This window comes from Micromonospora sp. NPDC005087 (genome assembly GCF_042872965.1).
Lineage (GTDB): Bacteria > Actinomycetota > Actinomycetes > Mycobacteriales > Micromonosporaceae > Micromonospora.
This window is the reverse complement of sequence record NZ_JBIALB010000004.1, coordinates 387,808-404,248: the sequence shown is the minus strand read 5'-3', so window position 1 is coordinate 404,248 and position 16,441 is coordinate 387,808. Positions and strand designations below refer to the sequence as shown.

13 protein-coding genes and 1 pseudogene are annotated in these 16,441 nt (G+C 71.6%); 10 read left to right on the top strand and 4 right to left on the bottom strand.

Translation table 11 applies throughout. From position 1 onward, the window contains the following. Positions 1 to 7: 7 nt before the first annotated feature. Positions 8 to 253, top strand: a pseudogene (locus tag ACFYPS_RS12995) (hypothetical protein); the annotation flags it as partial. A 465-nt stretch (positions 254 to 718) separates the two neighbouring features. Further along, positions 719 to 1,444: a methyltransferase domain-containing protein gene (locus ACFYPS_RS12990; RefSeq protein ID WP_354963646.1), complete on the top strand. Its 726-nt coding sequence runs from the start codon at positions 719 to 721 to the stop codon at positions 1,442 to 1,444. On the opposite strand, the gene ACFYPS_RS12985 is transcribed toward ACFYPS_RS12990, so the two are convergent. Next, positions 1,441 to 2,490 carry a LacI family DNA-binding transcriptional regulator gene (locus tag ACFYPS_RS12985; RefSeq protein WP_354963645.1) on the bottom strand — a complete coding sequence of 350 codons (1,050 nt, stop codon included), beginning with the start codon at positions 2,488 to 2,490 and terminating at the stop codon, positions 1,441 to 1,443. The two genes, ACFYPS_RS12990 and ACFYPS_RS12985, sit on opposite strands and share 4 nt — an antisense overlap. 146 nt (positions 2,491 to 2,636) lie before the next feature. Between ACFYPS_RS12985 and ACFYPS_RS12980 the strand changes: the two genes are divergently transcribed. The 5 genes from ACFYPS_RS12980 to ACFYPS_RS12960 are packed head-to-tail and all read left to right on the top strand — an operon-like array spanning position 2,637 to position 8,401. After that, positions 2,637 to 4,151, top strand: a complete 1,515-nt coding sequence (locus ACFYPS_RS12980; RefSeq protein ID WP_354963644.1) for an alpha-N-arabinofuranosidase — start codon at positions 2,637 to 2,639, stop codon at positions 4,149 to 4,151. 59 nt (positions 4,152 to 4,210) lie between these two features. Further along, complete coding sequence (locus tag ACFYPS_RS12975; RefSeq protein WP_354963643.1) at positions 4,211 to 5,542, top strand: ABC transporter substrate-binding protein; 1,332 nt, start codon at positions 4,211 to 4,213, stop codon at positions 5,540 to 5,542. 6 nt (positions 5,543 to 5,548) lie between these two features. After that, entirely contained in the window at positions 5,549 to 6,514 is a 966-nt protein-coding gene (locus ACFYPS_RS12970; RefSeq protein ID WP_354963642.1) for a sugar ABC transporter permease, read from the top strand. Positions 6,515 to 6,524: 10 nt separating this feature from the next. After that, positions 6,525 to 7,379 carry a carbohydrate ABC transporter permease gene (locus tag ACFYPS_RS12965; RefSeq protein WP_354963641.1) on the top strand — a complete coding sequence of 285 codons (855 nt, stop codon included), beginning with the start codon at positions 6,525 to 6,527 and terminating at the stop codon, positions 7,377 to 7,379. Continuing rightward, the gene (locus tag ACFYPS_RS12960) at positions 7,376 to 8,401 is read left to right on the top strand and encodes a glycoside hydrolase family 43 protein (protein WP_354963640.1); all 1,026 of its coding nucleotides are present in this window, start codon (positions 7,376 to 7,378) and stop codon (positions 8,399 to 8,401) included. The genes ACFYPS_RS12965 and ACFYPS_RS12960 overlap by 4 nt, the downstream gene beginning before the upstream one ends. A gap of 57 nt (positions 8,402 to 8,458) precedes the next feature. On the opposite strand, the gene ACFYPS_RS12955 is transcribed toward ACFYPS_RS12960, so the two are convergent. Next, positions 8,459 to 8,887 (bottom strand): amino acid permease, encoded by a 429-nt coding sequence (locus ACFYPS_RS12955; protein ID WP_354963673.1) that lies wholly within the window; start codon positions 8,885 to 8,887, stop codon positions 8,459 to 8,461. 376 nt (positions 8,888 to 9,263) lie between these two features. Here ACFYPS_RS12955 and ACFYPS_RS12950 point away from each other — a divergent pair, with 376 nt between their 5' ends. Together ACFYPS_RS12950 and ACFYPS_RS12945 are read left to right on the top strand one after the other, a co-directional pair. Next, positions 9,264 to 10,925: a family 10 glycosylhydrolase gene (locus ACFYPS_RS12950; protein ID WP_354963639.1), complete on the top strand. Its 1,662-nt coding sequence runs from the start codon at positions 9,264 to 9,266 to the stop codon at positions 10,923 to 10,925. A 187-nt stretch (positions 10,926 to 11,112) separates the two neighbouring features. Beyond that, the gene (locus ACFYPS_RS12945; RefSeq protein ID WP_354963638.1) at positions 11,113 to 11,649 is read left to right on the top strand and encodes a phospholipase; all 537 of its coding nucleotides are present in this window, start codon (positions 11,113 to 11,115) and stop codon (positions 11,647 to 11,649) included. A gap of 108 nt (positions 11,650 to 11,757) precedes the next feature. On the opposite strand, the gene ACFYPS_RS12940 is transcribed toward ACFYPS_RS12945, so the two are convergent. Both ACFYPS_RS12940 and ACFYPS_RS12935 read right to left on the bottom strand, forming a co-directional pair. Next, complete coding sequence (locus tag ACFYPS_RS12940) at positions 11,758 to 14,598, bottom strand: ATP-binding protein (RefSeq protein ID WP_387324487.1); 2,841 nt, start codon at positions 14,596 to 14,598, stop codon at positions 11,758 to 11,760. 152 nt (positions 14,599 to 14,750) lie between these two features. Then, positions 14,751 to 14,963 carry a zinc ribbon domain-containing protein gene (locus ACFYPS_RS12935; protein ID WP_354963636.1) on the bottom strand — a complete coding sequence of 71 codons (213 nt, stop codon included), beginning with the start codon at positions 14,961 to 14,963 and terminating at the stop codon, positions 14,751 to 14,753. Positions 14,964 to 15,018: 55 nt separating this feature from the next. Between ACFYPS_RS12935 and ACFYPS_RS12930 the strand changes: the two genes are divergently transcribed. Next, positions 15,019 to 16,413: a lytic murein transglycosylase gene (locus tag ACFYPS_RS12930; protein WP_354963635.1), complete on the top strand. Its 1,395-nt coding sequence runs from the start codon at positions 15,019 to 15,021 to the stop codon at positions 16,411 to 16,413. The last annotated feature ends 28 nt before the right edge of the window (positions 16,414 to 16,441 follow it).

Genomic DNA, 16,441 nt, shown 5'->3' with positions numbered 1-16,441 from the left:
TGACGCCATGCTCAAGTGGGAGTACGCGCTACTGATCCGCCGTCGCCAACCGGCGGCCAACGATCTCGGCTGGGAGGTCGTCTTCGTCTGGTACGGCCCCGACGGCTCGATGGTCGATGTGACGCCCTACGGCGACACGGCGCTGGCCCACCTGAACCGGGCCGGCGACCAGGGCTGGGAGTTGGTCGCGATGAGCGAGGACCCGTCCCTGCCCGGCCACAACGAGTTGCACCGCTACCACCTCAAGCGCCCGAAGCCGGCCGCCCCGCCTCCCCGCCAGCGGATGCGTGGCGGCGGCCGGCCGGGCCGCCGCACCTTCTCGGGCTGACCGCCCGGCCCCGGGCGAACTGCCCTGCGACGCACGGTCCTCAGCCACCGGGGAACGCCCTCGGGCACCGGCGCGCGGTCCCGACGCTCCATCACGCGGCCCGACGCTGCGTCACGCGGCGCGGCGCTCCGTCACGCGGCCCCGCAGCGCGGCCGGGAAGCCTTAGCACGCGGCCCCGCGGCTCCGCCGCGACCCGGGGCTCGGCCGGCACCGGCGCGATTGAGTCTTATACCTGGGAGGCATATTTATACCTGTGAGGTATAGCGCTTTCTCGGCCATCCGCCTCGCGCCGCGACACGCCGACCGACGCTCGGGAGACCCGCCGAGCCGGTCGACGGGCGGGGCATACCGGGCGCGGATGCGGGTAACGCGCGGCGGGAGGTGGCCCGAATGGTCGCTTTGGCACAGACTCCGCCCTCGGCCGACCGGCTGCGGGCGATCGACGAGTTCCTCGCACAGGCGTGGGCGGACCAGGTCCGGCACGACGACCGGCTGCGGGGCCTGGGGGTCGAGGTGCGGTTCGACCGGGGTGTCGCCCACCTGAGCGGAGGGGTGGCCGAGCCCACCGAGCTGCGGCTCGTCCGGGACCTCGTGGGGCGGCTGGCCGGGGTCTACGGCGTGTGGTGCCGGGTCGGCGTCGGCGGGCGTGCGCCCGTGGTGGTGGACCTCGGCTGCGGACCGACCAAGCAGTGGTCGGGCAACCTGGGGCTGGACATCTTCCCGGCCCCGGGGGTGGACGCGGTGGCGGACCTCTCCGGCTCGCTGCCGCTGGCCGACAACTCGGTGGACGTCCTCTTCGCGGTGCACATCCTGGAGCACCTGATCGACTTCCTGCCGCTGGTCGACGAGTGCCACCGGGTGCTCCGCCCGGGCGGTGTGCTGCACGTGATGAGCCCCTGGTGGGGACATGTGAACGCGGTCGCGGACCCGACCCACGTCCGGCTGATGGACGTGCAGACGTTCAAGGGGATCTGCCAACTCCGGCCGCCCGGCACGCCGCGCTGGTACCCACTGCACGCCGGCTGCGACGGCGCCTCCATCTTCGCCGACCTGACCCCACTACCACCCGACGCCGACCCGGCCCCCCAACCCCACCTGGCCCGCTTCTTCAATTAACCCCCACCCCGCCCGCACACCCCGAGCTGGGCCGGGGTTAGGGGGAGGTGGGTGGATTCGCGGAGTTCCAGGCGGTAGGGGGCGGAGAGTTCGCGGGCGGGGGCCGTGCGGTCGCCGTCGAGGCGTTCGGCGAGCAGTTCGACGGCGAGCCGGGCGATCTGCGCCTTGTCCGGGGCGACGGTGGTCAGCGTGGGGATCGAGAACCGGCCGTCCTCGATGTCGTCGAAGCCGACCACCGCCACGTCCTCGGGCACCCGCAGGCCGGCCTCGTGCAGGGCGCGCAGGGCACCCAGGGCGAGCGTGTCGTTGAAACAGAAGACGGCGTCGGGGCGTACCCCGGAGGTGAGCAGGCCGCGCATGGCGGCCGCGCCGTCCGCGCGGTGCCAGGCCGGCGCGGGCGCCACCAGGGCCTCGTCGTAGTCCAGGCCGGCGGCGCGCAGTGCGTCGGCGTAGCCGGTCAGGCGCAGTCGGGCGCTGGCGCCCTCCGGGGTGCGCTGCGAACCGATGGCGGCGATCCGGCGCCGGCCGAGCCCGATCAGGTGGCTGGTGATCTCCCGCGCCGCGCCCACGTTGTCGATCACCACATGATCCGCCGGGCCGTGGTCGACGCGCTCGCCGAGCAGCACCATCGGCCTGTTGTCCAGGCCGGCCAGGTCGTCCGCGGTGAGCGCCAACGGACTGAAGATCAGCCCGTCGATCAGGTGGTCGGTGATGCCGGAGGCGACCACCCGTTCCTGCTCGCGCCCACCGCCGGTCTGGTCGATCAGCACCGTCCAGCCGAAGTCGGCGGCCGCGGTGACCACGTAGCGGGCCAGCTCGGCGAAGTACGGGATGTCCAGTTCCGGCACCGCCAGCGCGATCACGCCGGTGCGCCCCTTGCGCAGGTGGCGGGCGGAGAGGTTGGGCCGGTAGTTCAATTCGGCGATCGCCTCCTCGACCCGGGCCCGGGTGTCCGGCCGGACGTGCACGTAGCCGTTGACCACGTTGGAGACCGTCTTCACCGACACGCCTGCCCGTTCGGCCACATCCTTGAGCCTGTGTCGCACTCCGCAACCTCCCCGATGTAACACTCCGCACCCTACCCCGTCACCAGCCCTTTACAACGTTGCCTACAACGTTGTAGAAAGCAGGGAGGCCGGGTGGGCGGTGACTGCGGTCACCCGGCACCGGCAATGAGGAAAGGTGGCACCCCTTGCGGACCGCGCAGCTGACGATCGACCCAGCCTTCGCGATCGGCCCCGCCGACCGACGTCTCTTCGGCTCCTTCGTCGAGCACATGGGGCGATGCGTCTACGGCGGGGTCTACGAGCCAGGCCACCCCAGCGCCGACTCGCGCGGCCTGCGCGGCGACGTGCTGGAGCTGACCCGGGAGCTGGGCGTCTCGGTGGTCCGCTACCCGGGCGGCAACTTCGTCTCCGGCTACCGCTGGGAGGACGGGGTGGGCCCCGTCGGCGACCGGCCGCGCCGGCTCGACCTGGCCTGGAAGACGATCGAGACGAACGCGTTCGGGCTGGACGAGTTCATGACCTGGGCCGCCGAGGCCGGTGTCGAGCCGATGATGGCGGTGAACCTCGGCACCCGCGGCGTGCAGGAGGCGCTGGACCTGCTGGAGTACGCCAACCACCCGGGCGGCACGCAGCTCTCCGACCTGCGACGCAAGCACGGCGCGGAGGACCCGTACGGGGTGCGACTGTGGTGCCTGGGCAACGAGATGGACGGCCCGTGGCAGGTCGGCCACAAGACCGCCGACGAGTACGGCCGGCTGGCCGCCGAGGCCGCCAGGGCGATGAAGATGGTCGACCCGTCGATCAGCCTGATCGCCTGCGGCAGCTCCAACCGGCGGATGCCCACGTTCGCTTCCTGGGAGGCGACCGTGCTGGAGCACACCTACGAGCACGTCGACTACATCTCGGCGCACACCTACTACGACCCGTCCGACGGCGACCAGGCGAGCATCCTGGCCTCGGCCGTCGACATGGACAACTTCATCACCGAGGTGGTCGCGACCGCCGACCACGTGGCCGCCAAGCAGCGGCACAAGCGCAAGCTGAAGATCTCGTTCGACGAGTGGAACGTCTGGTACGAGTCCCGCCTCCAGGCCGACCTGGACAGGCGCGGCTGGGTCGAGGCCCCGGCGCTGATCGAGGACAACTTCACCGCGGTCGACGCGGTGGTCGTCGGCGACCTGCTGATCACCCTGCTCCGGCACGCCGACCGGGTCGGGGTGGCCGCCCAGGCCCAGCTCGCCAATGTGATCGCGCCGATCCGCACCCGCAACGGCGGCCCGGCCTGGCGGCAGAGCATCTTCCACCCGTTCGCGCTGACCGCCCGGTACGCCCGCGGCACCGTGCTGCGGACCGAGCCGGTGTCGCCGCGCTACGACACGAAGAAGTACGGGGACGTGCCGGTGCTCGACACCGTCGCCGTGCACGACGAGGAGACCGGCGAGCTGAGCGTCTTCGCGGTCAACCGCGGCGAGGAGGACCTGCCGTTGGAGATCGACCTGCGTGGCCTGCCGGGAATGTCCGGTCTGTCATTCGTCAGTCTCGCCGCCGGGTCTGACCCGTCGGCGATCAACACCGAGGCCGAGCCCGACCGGGTGACGCCCCGGGAACTGCCCACCCCCACCCCCGACGGCGGCCGGTGCACTGTGCGCCTGCCCGCCGTGTCCTGGAGCGTGCTGCGCTTCGGCCCGGCCGGCGCCTGATGTCGTACCGGGTTTGACCAGGCACAATTCATTCCGTCCCCCTCAAGGAGAGAACCAGCATGATCCAGAACGACATGAGTCGGCGTCGCCTGCTCGGCCTCGGTCTCGGACTCGGTGCCGCTGCCTCGCTGACCCTCGCCGGCTGCGGCGGCGACGGTGACAGCAGCTCCGGTCCGGCCGCCGGCAACGGCGGCAAGGAGTACACCGGCCCCAAGGTCGACCTGAAGCTGTGGAACGGCTTCACCGGCGGCGACGGCGACATCTTCAAGGCGCTGGTGAACCAGTTCAACACCGAGCACAAGAACATCGCCGTGTCGGTGGCCACGTACCAGTGGGAGGACTACTACAACAAGCTCCCCGGCGCGGCCTCCAGCGGCAACGGCCCGGACATCGCGGTCATGCACATGGACCAGCTCGCCACCTTCGCCGCCCGTGGCGTGATCACCGAGCTGGACGACGTGGCCAAGAACCTGGAGCTCGCCGAGGGCGACTTCGCCCCCACGGTGTGGAAGGGCGGGCTCTACAACAACAAGCGGTACGGCATCCCGCTGGACATGCACCCGCTGGGCTTCTACTACAACAAGACCGTCATGCAGAAGGCCGGCCTGGACCCGAACAAGCCGCCGACGACCAAGGACGAGTACGTCGCAGCGCTGGCCGAGCTGAAGAAGGCCGGCGTGCAGGGCTTCTGGGTCAGCCCGTTCCAGTTCACCGGCGGCATGACCTTCTACTCGCTGCTCAACCAGTGGGGCGCCACGCTCTTCGACGCCGACGTGGCCAAGGCCACCTTCAACTCCGACCCGGCCGTCGAGGCCTGCACCTGGCTGGTCGACATGATCAGGCAGGGCTACTCGCCAGCCAACGTCGGCCAGGACGCCGACTACCTGGCGTTCAAGAGCGGCAAGAACGCCTTCACCTGGAACGGCATCTGGCAGATCAACGATCTGAAGAAGAGCCCGGAGGTGCAGTGGGGTGTCGCCCCGCTGCCCCAGATCGGCAGCAAGCCTGCGGCCTGGGCCAACTCGCACAACTTCACGATCGTGAAGCAGCGGGCCAACGACGCCAACAAGGTCTCCGGCTCGAAGGTCTTCATCAACTGGCTGAGCGAGCACTCGCTGGACTGGGCGAAGGGCGGCCAGGTGCCGGCCCGTAAGGCGGTCCGCGAGGGCGCCGAGTTCAAGGCGCTGCCGGAGATCTCGTCGCTCGCCCCCGAGCTGGAGTACGCGGCCTTCCCGCCGGCGGCCCCGGGCCTGGGCGAGGTCATGACGACCTTCTACAACTCGTTCAACGAGGCCGCGCTGGGCAAGAAGTCGCCCAAGCAGGCGCTGGACGACGGGGTCGCGAAGGCCAACAGGCAGCTCGAGGACAACCGCAAGAAGTACGGGAGCTGATAGCTCGTGGCGGACGTGATCGAGGTCGGGGCGGCGCGCGGTGACGCGCCGCCCCCGGCGGCCAACGCAGCCCGCCGGGGCGCCTCGGCGGGCCGGACCGGACGGGCGACGCCATATCTGTTCCTCGCCCCCTACCTGGTCCTGTTCGGGGTCTTCGGCCTGCTGCCGATCGTCCTCGGCCTCTGGCTCAGCGTGCACCAGTGGGACTTCCAGCTGCCCAACCGGCCGTTCATCGGGTTGGACAACTACAAGGACCTGTTCTCCAGCGACTCCGCCATCTACGGCGACTGGTGGGAGAGCGTCCGGGCCACCGCGATCTTCACGGTGCTGTCGGTGCCGCTGCTGGTGGTCGTACCGCTCGGGCTGGCGCTGCTGCTGAACCGTTCCTTCCCGGGTCGGACCTTCTTCCGGGCGATCTACTTCGCGCCGTACGTGCTGGGTGTGGCGGTGGTCGGCCTGCTCTGGCGGTTCCTGCTCGATGCCAACCTGGGCCTGGTCAACCGGCTCGCCGGCGCCGTCGGGCTGCCCGCGGACACCCCCTGGGTTACCAACATGCCGTGGGCGTGGATCTCGCTGGTTGGTGTCACGGTCTGGTGGACCTCCGGCTTCAACGCGGTGATCTACCTGGCCGGTCTGCAGGACATCTCGCCGGAGCTGTACGAGGCTGCCCGAATGGACGGCGCCAGCGCCTGGCAGCGGTTCCGCAACGTCACCCTGCCCGGGTTGCGCCCGGTGCTGCTCTTCGTGATCACCACGACCGTGCTCGCCTCGGCGAACATGTTCGGCCAGTCGTTCCTGATCACCCAGGGGGCGCCCGGCACGGAGACCCGGACGGTGGTCTGGTTCATCGTCGAGGAGGGCCTGCGGGACAACGACGCCGGCCGCGCGGCCGCGATGAGCATCGTGTTCGCCCTGATGCTGGCGGTCGTGAGCATCGCCAACTTCCGCCTCTTCCGCTACAAGGAAGACTGAGGGGACCGCCATGACGACGCCCACGCGGACCAGCCGCGGTTCCGCGGCCGCGAGCCGGATCGTGCTCTACGCCACCCTCGTGGCGCTGGCCCTGATCTTCCTGACCCCGCTGGTGTGGATGGTCATCACCTCTCTGAAGACCTACACCGCCGCCCAGCAGATCCCGCCGAGCTGGCTACCGAATCCGCTCGCCGGCTACGGCTACGAGCAGATCTTGAACAACACGGCCAACCCGGTCCTGCGCTGGTTCCTCAACAGCATGCTGGTCGCCACGCTGCACTCGCTGCTGGTGCTGGTGACCGCCTCGATGGCCGCGTACTCGCTGGCACGGCTGCGGTTCCGGGGGCGCGGGGTGACCTTCGCGCTGATCGTCGGGACGCTGTTCATCCCGCCGACGTCGCTGCTCATCCCGAACTTCCTGATCGTCGACCAGCTCAACTGGATCGACACCCTCGCCGTGGTGGTGGTGCCGGGCGCGGCCAGCGCGTTCGGGGTGTTCTTCCTGCGGCAGTTCTTCCTCTCGCTCCCCAACGAGCTGGAGGAGGCCGCCACGCTGGACGGCGCCAACCAGTGGCAGATCTTCTTCCGGGTGGTGCTGCCGTTGTCCAAGCCGGCGCTGGCCACCCTGGCCGTCCTGTCGTTCCTCACCAACTGGAACGACTTCCTCTGGCCGATCTTCGTGCTGTTCAGCCCGGAGAAGCTCACCCTGCCGCCGGGCCTGGGCCTGCTCCAGGGGTCGTACGTCACCGACTATCCGGTGATCATGGCGGGTGCGGTGCTGGCCAGCCTGCCGGTGCTGATCCTCTTCGTGCTGGCCCAGCGGCACATCATCCAGGGCGTCTCCCGCAGCGGTCTGAAGGGATGACCCGGGCAACCACCCGGCGACGCGGCGCGGCGGCGATCACCCTCGCCGCCGCGCTGCTCGTCACGGGCTGTTCCGACGGCGACGAATCCATCGACAACAGCAACGGAGGCGGCTCCAGGATGTTCACCAACCCCGTCATCAGCACGGACGCTCCGGACCCGCAGGCGATCCAGGTGGGCGACACCTGGTACCTGTTCCACACCAACTCCGGAGGCCGCAACGTCCCGGTGCTGACCTCCACGGACCTGGTCGACTGGACCGAAGCCGGGGACGCCCTGCCGGCCCTGCCGGACTGGGCGGACGCCGGCAAGACCTGGGCGCCGGAGGCGATCCAGCTGGCACCGGAGAAGTTCCTGCTCTACTACACCGTCGCCGGTCGGGAGTCCGGGCGGCAGTGCGTCGGGCGGGCGGTGGCCAGCGCGCCGCAGGGCCCGTACCGGGACGACTCGGCCGGCCCGCTGATCTGCCAGGCGGAGCTGGGCGGAGCGATCGACGCCAGCCCGTTCCGGGACACCGACGGCAGCCTCTGGCTGCTGTGGAAGAACGACGGCAACGCGATCGGGGTGGACACCTGGTTGTGGTCGCAGCGCCTCGCCGAGGACGGCCTGACGCTGGTCGGTGAGCCGACGAAGCTGCTCAAGCAGACCGAGCCGTGGGAGGGCACCCTGATCGAGGGGCCGTTCTTCCAGCGCCAGGACGGTCGGCTGCTGCTCTTCTTCGCCGCGAACGCCTACGACCGGGCCGAGTACGCCGAGGGCTACGCAATCTGCGAGAGCCCGACCGGTCCGTGCGTGAAGGCCGCCGAGAACCCGATCCTGAAGACCAGCGAAGCCGCCTCCGGCCCCGGGCACGCCTCGATGGTGGTCAAGGACGGTCGGACCTGGCTGCTGTACCACGCCTGGCCGCCTGGCCAGGAGGGCAGCGTCGACCCCGGCCGCCAGACCTGGCTGGACGAGGTGACCTGGGTCGACGGCAAGCCGGTCCTCAAGGGCCCGACGGGCGAACCCCAGCCCCGTCCCTGACACGTACGCGAGGAGGGGCCCCTCGCGATCGCGAGGGGCCCCTGCGCACGTTCGGGCTCAGCTGTCGGCGGCCGGCTCGCGGGGGGCCGGGGCGACGGCGGGCTCGTGCCGGGCCAGCCGGTTGCGGCGGTAGCCGTAGCCGAAGTAGATCAGCCCGCCGAGCAGCATCCAGGCCAGGAACCGCAGCCAGGTCTCCACCGACAGGTTGAGCATCAGGTAGAAGCAGGCCAGCGCGGAGACGATCGGCAGCACCGGGGAGAACGGCACCCGGAACGGCCGTTCCAGGTCCGGACGCTTGCGGCGCAGGATCGGCACCGCGACCGAGACCAGCACGAACGCGCACAGCGCGCCGATGCTGACCAGGTCGGCCAGGGCGGAGAGCGGCAGGAAGCCGGCCAGCAGCGCGACCGTGACCGTCATGATCGCCGAGATCCGGTACGGGGTGCCCCAGCGCGGGTGCACCGCCGCGATCGACGGCGGGACCAGCCCCGGTGCCGATCACGATGCCGATGCCGAAGCCGGTGAGGTCGACCGCGCCGAGCCGCCTCTTCAACCCAGGCCGGCCGTCGTGCTCACTCCTCCCACCGTGCGACCACCACCGTGGCGGCCGGTGACCGGCGTTGCTACCCACCCACGGGAGCTGTCAACCGCGGCAACCATCCTTCACACCGAGTGCGACCTCCGCCACGATGAGCAACGGCGCGGAACGACCCGATGCCCGGCGGGCGAATCGAGCGCGTGCGAACCCTTGCGATAACGACCCGAGTGTGAAAATTTCCTTCCAGCGGCAGATAGCCAGCGGCGAATCTTGCCGGGAGTGCCGCGCTGAACACCCGGGAGCCCCAACGAAGGGACACACCGCATGAAGGCAACTCGGCTCGGAGCCGCCGGGCTGGTCGCAGCCCTGCTCGGCACGCTCGTCACCGCCACCCCCGCGAGCGCCGCGCCCGCCGCGGCCGGCACCGCCACCACCGCCGCCTGCAGCACCGACCCGGCCACCCCGAAGCGGCAGTTCCGGGCGATGTGGATCTCGTCGGTCGTCAACATCGACTGGCCCAGCAAGGCATCTCAGACCGACCCGGACCGGGTCGCCGCCCAGCAGGCCGAGTATCGCGGCCTGCTCGACCTCGCCGAGCGGCTGAACCACAACGCGGTCGTGGTGCAGGTCCGCCCGACCGCCGACGCGCTGTGGCCCTCCCCGTACGAGCCCTGGTCGGAGTACCTGACCGGCGTACGCGGGCAGGACCCGGGCTGGGACCCGCTGGCGTTCCTGGTCGACGAGGCGCACAAGCGCAACCTGGAGTTCCACGCCTGGTTCAACCCGTACCGCGTCTCCATGCCGGCCCCCGGTGGCGCCGGCGCGGACATCAATCTGCTCGCCCCCGGCCACCCGGCCCGGCAGCACCCGGACTGGACCTTCGCCTACCCGCCGGCCGGCGTGGCCGGCAGCCGGCTCTACTACAACCCCGGCATCCCCGAGGTCCGCGAGTTCGTGCAGACCGCGATGATGGACGCGGTCAGCCGGTACGACATCGACGGCGTGCACTTCGACGACTACTTCTACCCCTACCCCAGCGGTACCCACCAGGTGCCGGACGACGCCACCTTCGCGGCGTACAACCGGGGCTTCACCGACCGGGCCGACTGGCGGCGGGACAACATCAACCTGCTGATCCAGGAGATGAACGGCAAGATCAAGGCGGTGAAGCCGTGGGTGAAGTTCGGAGTCAGCCCGTTCGGCATCTGGCGCAACAAGGCCGCCGACCCGCTCGGCTCGGACACCACCGGCAGCCAGTCGTACGACATCATCTCCGCCGACACCCGTAAGTGGGTCAAGCAGGAGTGGATCGACTACGTGGTGCCGCAGCTCTACTGGTACATCGGCCAGTACCCGGCGGCCGACTACGCCCGGCTGGTGCCGTGGTGGGCCGAGACGGTGCGCGGGACCCGCGTCCAGCTCTACATCGGCCAGGCCGACTACAAGAGCGGCGACGCGGCGTACGGGCCGTTCTGGCAGAACCCGCAGGAACTGTCCGACCACCTGACGCTCAACCAGGCGTACCCGGAGGTGCAGGGCAACGTGCACTTCTCCGCCGTACAGGTGCGGGCCAACCGGCTCGGCGCCACCGACATCTACGCCGCCGAGCACTACTCCCGCCCGGCGCTGGTGCCGGCCATGCCGCACCTGCCGTCCAAGCCGCTGCTCTTCCCGGTGGTCACCAAGGCCACCCGGAACGCCGACGGAGTGCGGCTGACCTGGCGTCAGCCCGCCGACGGCGCCGGGCCGTTCGGCACTGCCACCTCGTACGCGATCTACCGGTTCGACGGCACCACGCTGCCCGGTCGGTGCGGCATCGCGGACGCATCGCACCTGGTCGACACCGTCCGCGCCACGGCCGGTGGGGCGCAGTCCTGGGTGGACACGTCGGCCGAGCCCGGCCGGCGGTACACCTACCAGGTGACCGCGCTGGACCGGTCGGCCAACGAGAGCCCGGCGAGCCCGCCGGCCTTCGTTCTGCGCTGACCGTACGGCCCTCGCCGAGTGCCCCGGGTGCCATCGAGCACCCGGGGCATTCGTCTGTTTCAACGTATGTCACCAATAGTTCGCGAGACACATACCGATGAGTTGATCAGTTGATCGACACTGATCGACATCCGGTAACCCGCCGGTAACTTACCGCCCCGCCCGCTCACCCCCGCGGAGGTAACCCGTGTCCCGACGTCTCGCCACCCTGCTCGCCTCGGGCGCGCTCGCGCTGCTCGCCACCCTCGCCGTCGCCTCCCCCGCCGCCGCCGTCACCCCCGCACAGCGACTCTCGGTGCTCTCCAGCTGGACCCAGACCAGCGCGAGCAGCTACAACTCCTGGAACAACGCCCGGGTCAACCGGGCACCCTGGGCCGAGTACAACTTCAACTGGTCCACCGACTACTGCTCGTCGAGCCCCGACAACCCGCTCGGGTTCACCTTCAACCTGGGCTGCTACCGACACGACTTCGGCTACCGCAACTACAAGTCGGTCGGTCAGTTCTCCGCCAACAAGTCCCGGCTGGACAGCGCCTTCTACGAGGACCTCAAGCGGGTCTGCGCCACGTACAACGCGGTCGTCCGGCCCGCCTGCTACAGCCTGGCCTGGACCTACTACCAGGCGGTCAGCATCTTCGGTTCGGTGGCGGCCGTGCAGCAGGCCGACATCGACCGTGCCGCCCGGATGAAGGCCGACGCCGAGCGCCGCGCCGCCGCCCGCTAAACCCACCCACCCCACCCCGCCTCCTGGCCGCGTTGATCAAGAGGTTTCGGTCATCGGAAGCCCGCTTCCTGACGCAAACCTCTTGATCAACAACGCTGGAGGGTGGGGTCAGGCGCGTTCGGTCCGCGTGGCCGGGTACCGGTCGGGTTCGGCGGGACGACGCGGCGCCGGCTGGGACAGCCCGGTGCTGAACCGGGTCGAATCCGCCGCCAGGTCCGGATGCTCCACGTCGAGCGCCAGCGCCGCCGCCTCGTCCAACCCCAGCTCGGCGCCCTCTCCGTACGCGTCGTCGAAGGCCGCGTCACCCAGCACCCCACGCAGCTCCGCCTGCTGGTCGTCCCAGTAGCCGCCGTAGATGCCCGGCGTGGACCGCATGCTGGCCCGCGTCGCCTGCGCCGCCCCGAACAGCCGAGCGGCGGTCAACTGGTCCCCGCCGGCCGCGCAGCGCACCGCGATCGCGTTCAGCGTCTCGCACGCCAGGCCGTGGTAGCCGTGGCCCATCCGGGAGCGCAGCGCCACCAGCAGGTGCTCGTGCGCCGCGATCACGTCGCCCCGGGCCAGCGCGACCATACCGAGCAGCATGTCGACCGAGCGCCGGCCCCGCTCCACCGGCCGGGCCGCCTCCACCGGACGGACCGCACCCAGCAGATCCGCCGCCTCCTCCAGCGCGCCCCTCCGCCACAGCAGCTCGGCCAGGCTGAACACCGCGAACAACGCCTCGCCGACCACGTCCTGACCGTGCGCCCAGTCGATGACCTCCCGGCACACCCGCTCCGCCTCGACGCACTGTCCCATGTCGACCAGCGGCGCGGCCCGCCCGGCGAGCACCCGGGCCAGCAGACCGGCGTCACCGGCCTGCCGGGCGGCCGCCTCCGCCCGCTGGGAGAAGCGCAGCTCCTCGGCGAACTCGCCGTCCCCGCCGGCGTGCAGCGAGTGCATGTGGTACGCCGCCGCCAGCTCGGCCTCCGGGATCTGCTCTCCGGTCTCGGCGATCCGCCCGTACAGCCGGAACAGCCAGAGCCGCCCCTCCCGGGCCAGCCCACGCTCACGCCACCACTGGTCCAGGCCGCCGGCCAGGCGGAGGCCGGCGCGCGCGCTGCCGCCGGTGGTGCACCAGCGCAACGCGGCCCGAAGCTCCCCGGCCAGCGGGTCGAGGGCGTAGAGCGACAGCGTCACCGGCCGACCGTCCGGGCCCAGGTGTGCCCGCTCCAGCGCGTGCGCCGACCAGGCCACGTGCCGGTCCCGGGCGGCCTGCTCCTCGCCCGCCTCGGCCAGCCGCCGCGCGGCGTACGCCCGGATCGGGTCGAGCATCCGGTACGTGCTGCCGGCGGCACGCGGCTCGGCCAGCACCATCGACTTGTCCACCAGCACCGAGAGCGGATCCAACGGGTCGTCGCCCAGCAGCCACTCCACCGTCGCCAGGTCCACCGGCCCGGCGAAGACCGCCAGCCAGCGCAGCAGCCGGGCGGCCCGCGGCCCCAACGTGCGGTACGACCAGGTGACGGTGGCCTGCATGGTCAGGTGCCGCTTGGTGGCCGAGCGCTGCACCGCCCTGCTCGCCGGGGTGGGCGGCGACGCGCCGGCCGCCGCGGCCACCAGGTCCACGGTGTCCTGCTGGTTCCCCGACCATCCCCGCTCCACCGGCGGCGGCTCCGGGTCCTCCCGGCCGGCGTCCAGCGTGCCGAGCACGTCGTCCAGCCGCTCGGCGAGCTGACCGACGGAGAGCACCCGCAACCGGGCGGCGGCCAGCTCGATGGCCAGCGGCAGACCGTCCAGCCGCTGCACCACCCGGCCCAGATCGGCCGACTCGGCCGGATCCGGCTGCCGCCCACCGCGTGCGGCCGCCGTACGGTCCAGCAACAGCGCCACCGCGTCGCTCTCCGCGCCCTCCGCGCTCGGATCGACCGAGAGCGGCGGGATCCGCCAGACCACTTCGCCGGGCAGGCTGAACGACTCGCGGCTGGTGGCCAGCACCCGCACACCGCCCCCGCCGGAGAGCAGGCGGGAAATGACTTCCGCGCAGGCGGCCGGCTGCGTGTCGCAGGTGTCCAGCACGACCAGCATCCGACGGCCGGCCGCGTACTCGACAAGGGTGTCCAGTATCGGCCGGCCCGGCTCGGGTCGCAGCCCGAGCACCGCGGCGATGGCGAACGCCACCAACCCCGGGTCGGTCACCACGGCGACGTCGACGAACCAGACCCCGTCCGGGTACGCCTCGACCACCCCGCTGGCCAGCTCCACGGCGAGCCGGGTCTTGCCCGCCCCACCCGCGCCCAGCACGGTGACCAGCCGGTGCTCCTCGACCAGCCGGCCCAGCTCGGCCCGCTCGGCCTGCCGGCCGACGAACGAGGTCACCTGGGTCGGCAGGTTGTGCGCCACCGCGTCGGCCGTGCGGGGCCGGGGGAACTGCCGTTCCAGCCCGGGCGCGACCAGCTGGAACAGTCGTTCCCGGTCGTCGAAGCCACGCAGCCGGTGCAGGCCCAGGTCGAGCAGGGTGGCACCGGGTGGCAGCGGTTCCGCCCGGCGGGCGGTGGACGCCGAACAGAGCACCTGCCCGCCGTGCGCGGCGGCGGCCACCCGGGCCGCCCGGTGCACCTCGGGGCTGGCGTACTCCCCGTCGCGCGGCTCGGCGTAACCGGTGTGCAGGCCCATCCGCACCCGCGGCGCCGCTTCCTCCGTGGGCCAGTCGTGGCTGGCCAGCGCGCGCTGGGCGGTCAGGCAGGCGGTCAACGCCGCCGCGGCGTCGTCGAAGGCCAGGAAGAACGAGTCGCCCTCGGTCAGCAGCTCGGCGCCACCGGTGCTGGCCAGCGTCCGGCGTAGCAGCCGTCGGTGTTCGGCGAGCACCGGGCGGTAGTCCGGGCCGAGCAGCTGGGCCAGCCGGGTCGAGCCCTCGATGTCGGTGAACACGAAGGTCACCCAACCGCTCGGGAGCTGGATCCGTGGCGACATGCGTGGAACCTCCGCCCGTGACGTCGGGTTCATGCTGCCTGAGTCCGAGCGGTCACACATCGTGAGAACGGCCGGGCACGTGCCGCCTCAAAGTGCCACTCGGACCCGTTCCCGGCAAGGGCGGCCGACCAGACGGCCGCGAATTGGTTGGATCAGCAGCCGCAGGCACCGCCGCAGCAGCCGCCCCCGGTGGCGGCCGCGGCGCCGCCGCCCGCACCCCGGCCGGTGACCGCGACCGCGGAGAGCAGCTTGACCGTGTCGGTGTGGCCCTGCGGGCAGGTGGCGGGCGCGCCAGCCGACGCCATTGGACGGTTGACCTCGAACGTGTCGCCGCAGGCGCGGCAGCGGAACTCGTACCTGGGCATGGCAACCAGGGTACGGGGACCTGACGTCCAACGGGGTATGGGTGATACTCGACGGGTGGTGGACGGCGAGGACAAAACGCGTGTGCAACCGTTGCGACCGTCCGCGCCGCTGGACGGGCCGCTCGAAGGATCGGGGGCCGCGCCGGATCCGGTGCCACGGGCCGTGCCCCGCCCCCGCCGGCCCTGGCTGAGTGGCAAGGCCCCCGCTGCGCCCAACCCGACGGCCGGAGCCCCGAAGACCGACGCCCCCGATGGAGGCACGAAGGCCGACGCACCCGGTCAAGGGACGAAGACCGACGCCACCGGTGGAGGGACGAACGCCGACGCACCCGCTGACGACCTGACCGCCGCACCCCCGGCCGTCGACTCGGACGCGGTGACCGCGCCGGCCGGGGCGGGCGCCGAGACGCCGGCTGGCGATGCGAAGACCACACCCCTGCCCGCCGCCGAGGCAGACCCGAAGCCGGCCAGTGTGGACGACGTGGCCAGCGCACCGAAGATCGATCCGGGCCGGCGGCGACGGGTGCCGTTCGCGCACGCGCTTCGCCTGCCGCCACGGCAGGCAGCGGCGACCGCTGCCCGGGCGACCCGCGCCTGGGCCCGCCGCCCCAGCGGTCGGCTCACCCTGCCCGGGGTCTTCCTGCTCGCCCTAGTGGCCGCGACCGCCGCGGCGGGCGCGCTGCTCGTCCCGGCGGCCATCCGCGCACCCCGGCCGGTCGCCGTCGACGCCTCCGACACGCCGGCCGCGGCCGTACCGCCCCCGGTGCTGCCGTCCGGAGTTCCCACCGGACCGCTGCCGACCGGGCCCCTTCCCACCGGCGGACTGCCGACCGGCGCGCTGCCGACCGGGCCGGCCGGTGGGCCGGTGACCGGTGGGCGGCCCTCGGACGCCCTGGCCGGCTGGGCGCAGCAGGTCGGCACCAAGGTCGGTGTCCCGCCGGCCGCGATGCAGGCGTACGGCTACGCCGAGCTGGTGCTCGCCCAGACCAACCGCAGCTGCGCGCTGAGCTGGACCACGCTGGCCGCGATCGGCCAGGTCGAATCGGGGCACGGCACGGCCAACGGCGCCCGGTTGGGGCCGGACGGCAAGGCGCTTCCGCAGATCATCGGCCTGCCGCTGGACGGGCGGGACGGGCGCATGCGGATCATCGACACCGATCGTGGGAACCTCGACCAGGACACCTCGTTCGACCGCGCGATCGGGCCGATGCAGTTCATCCCGACCACCTGGCAGGAGATCGGCGCCGACGCCGACAACGACGGCGTCAAGGACCCGCACGATCTGGACGACGCGGCCCTGGCGGCGGGAAACTACCTGTGCAAGAACAACCGCAACCTGAGCATCGCCGCCGACTGGTGGAACGCGATCCTGTCGTACAACGACGTGCGCCGGTACGCCCAGGACGTCTACGACACCGCAAACCGATACGGACGGGCCAGCCGTACGTGAAGTGATCGTCCGCATACATTGGAGAACT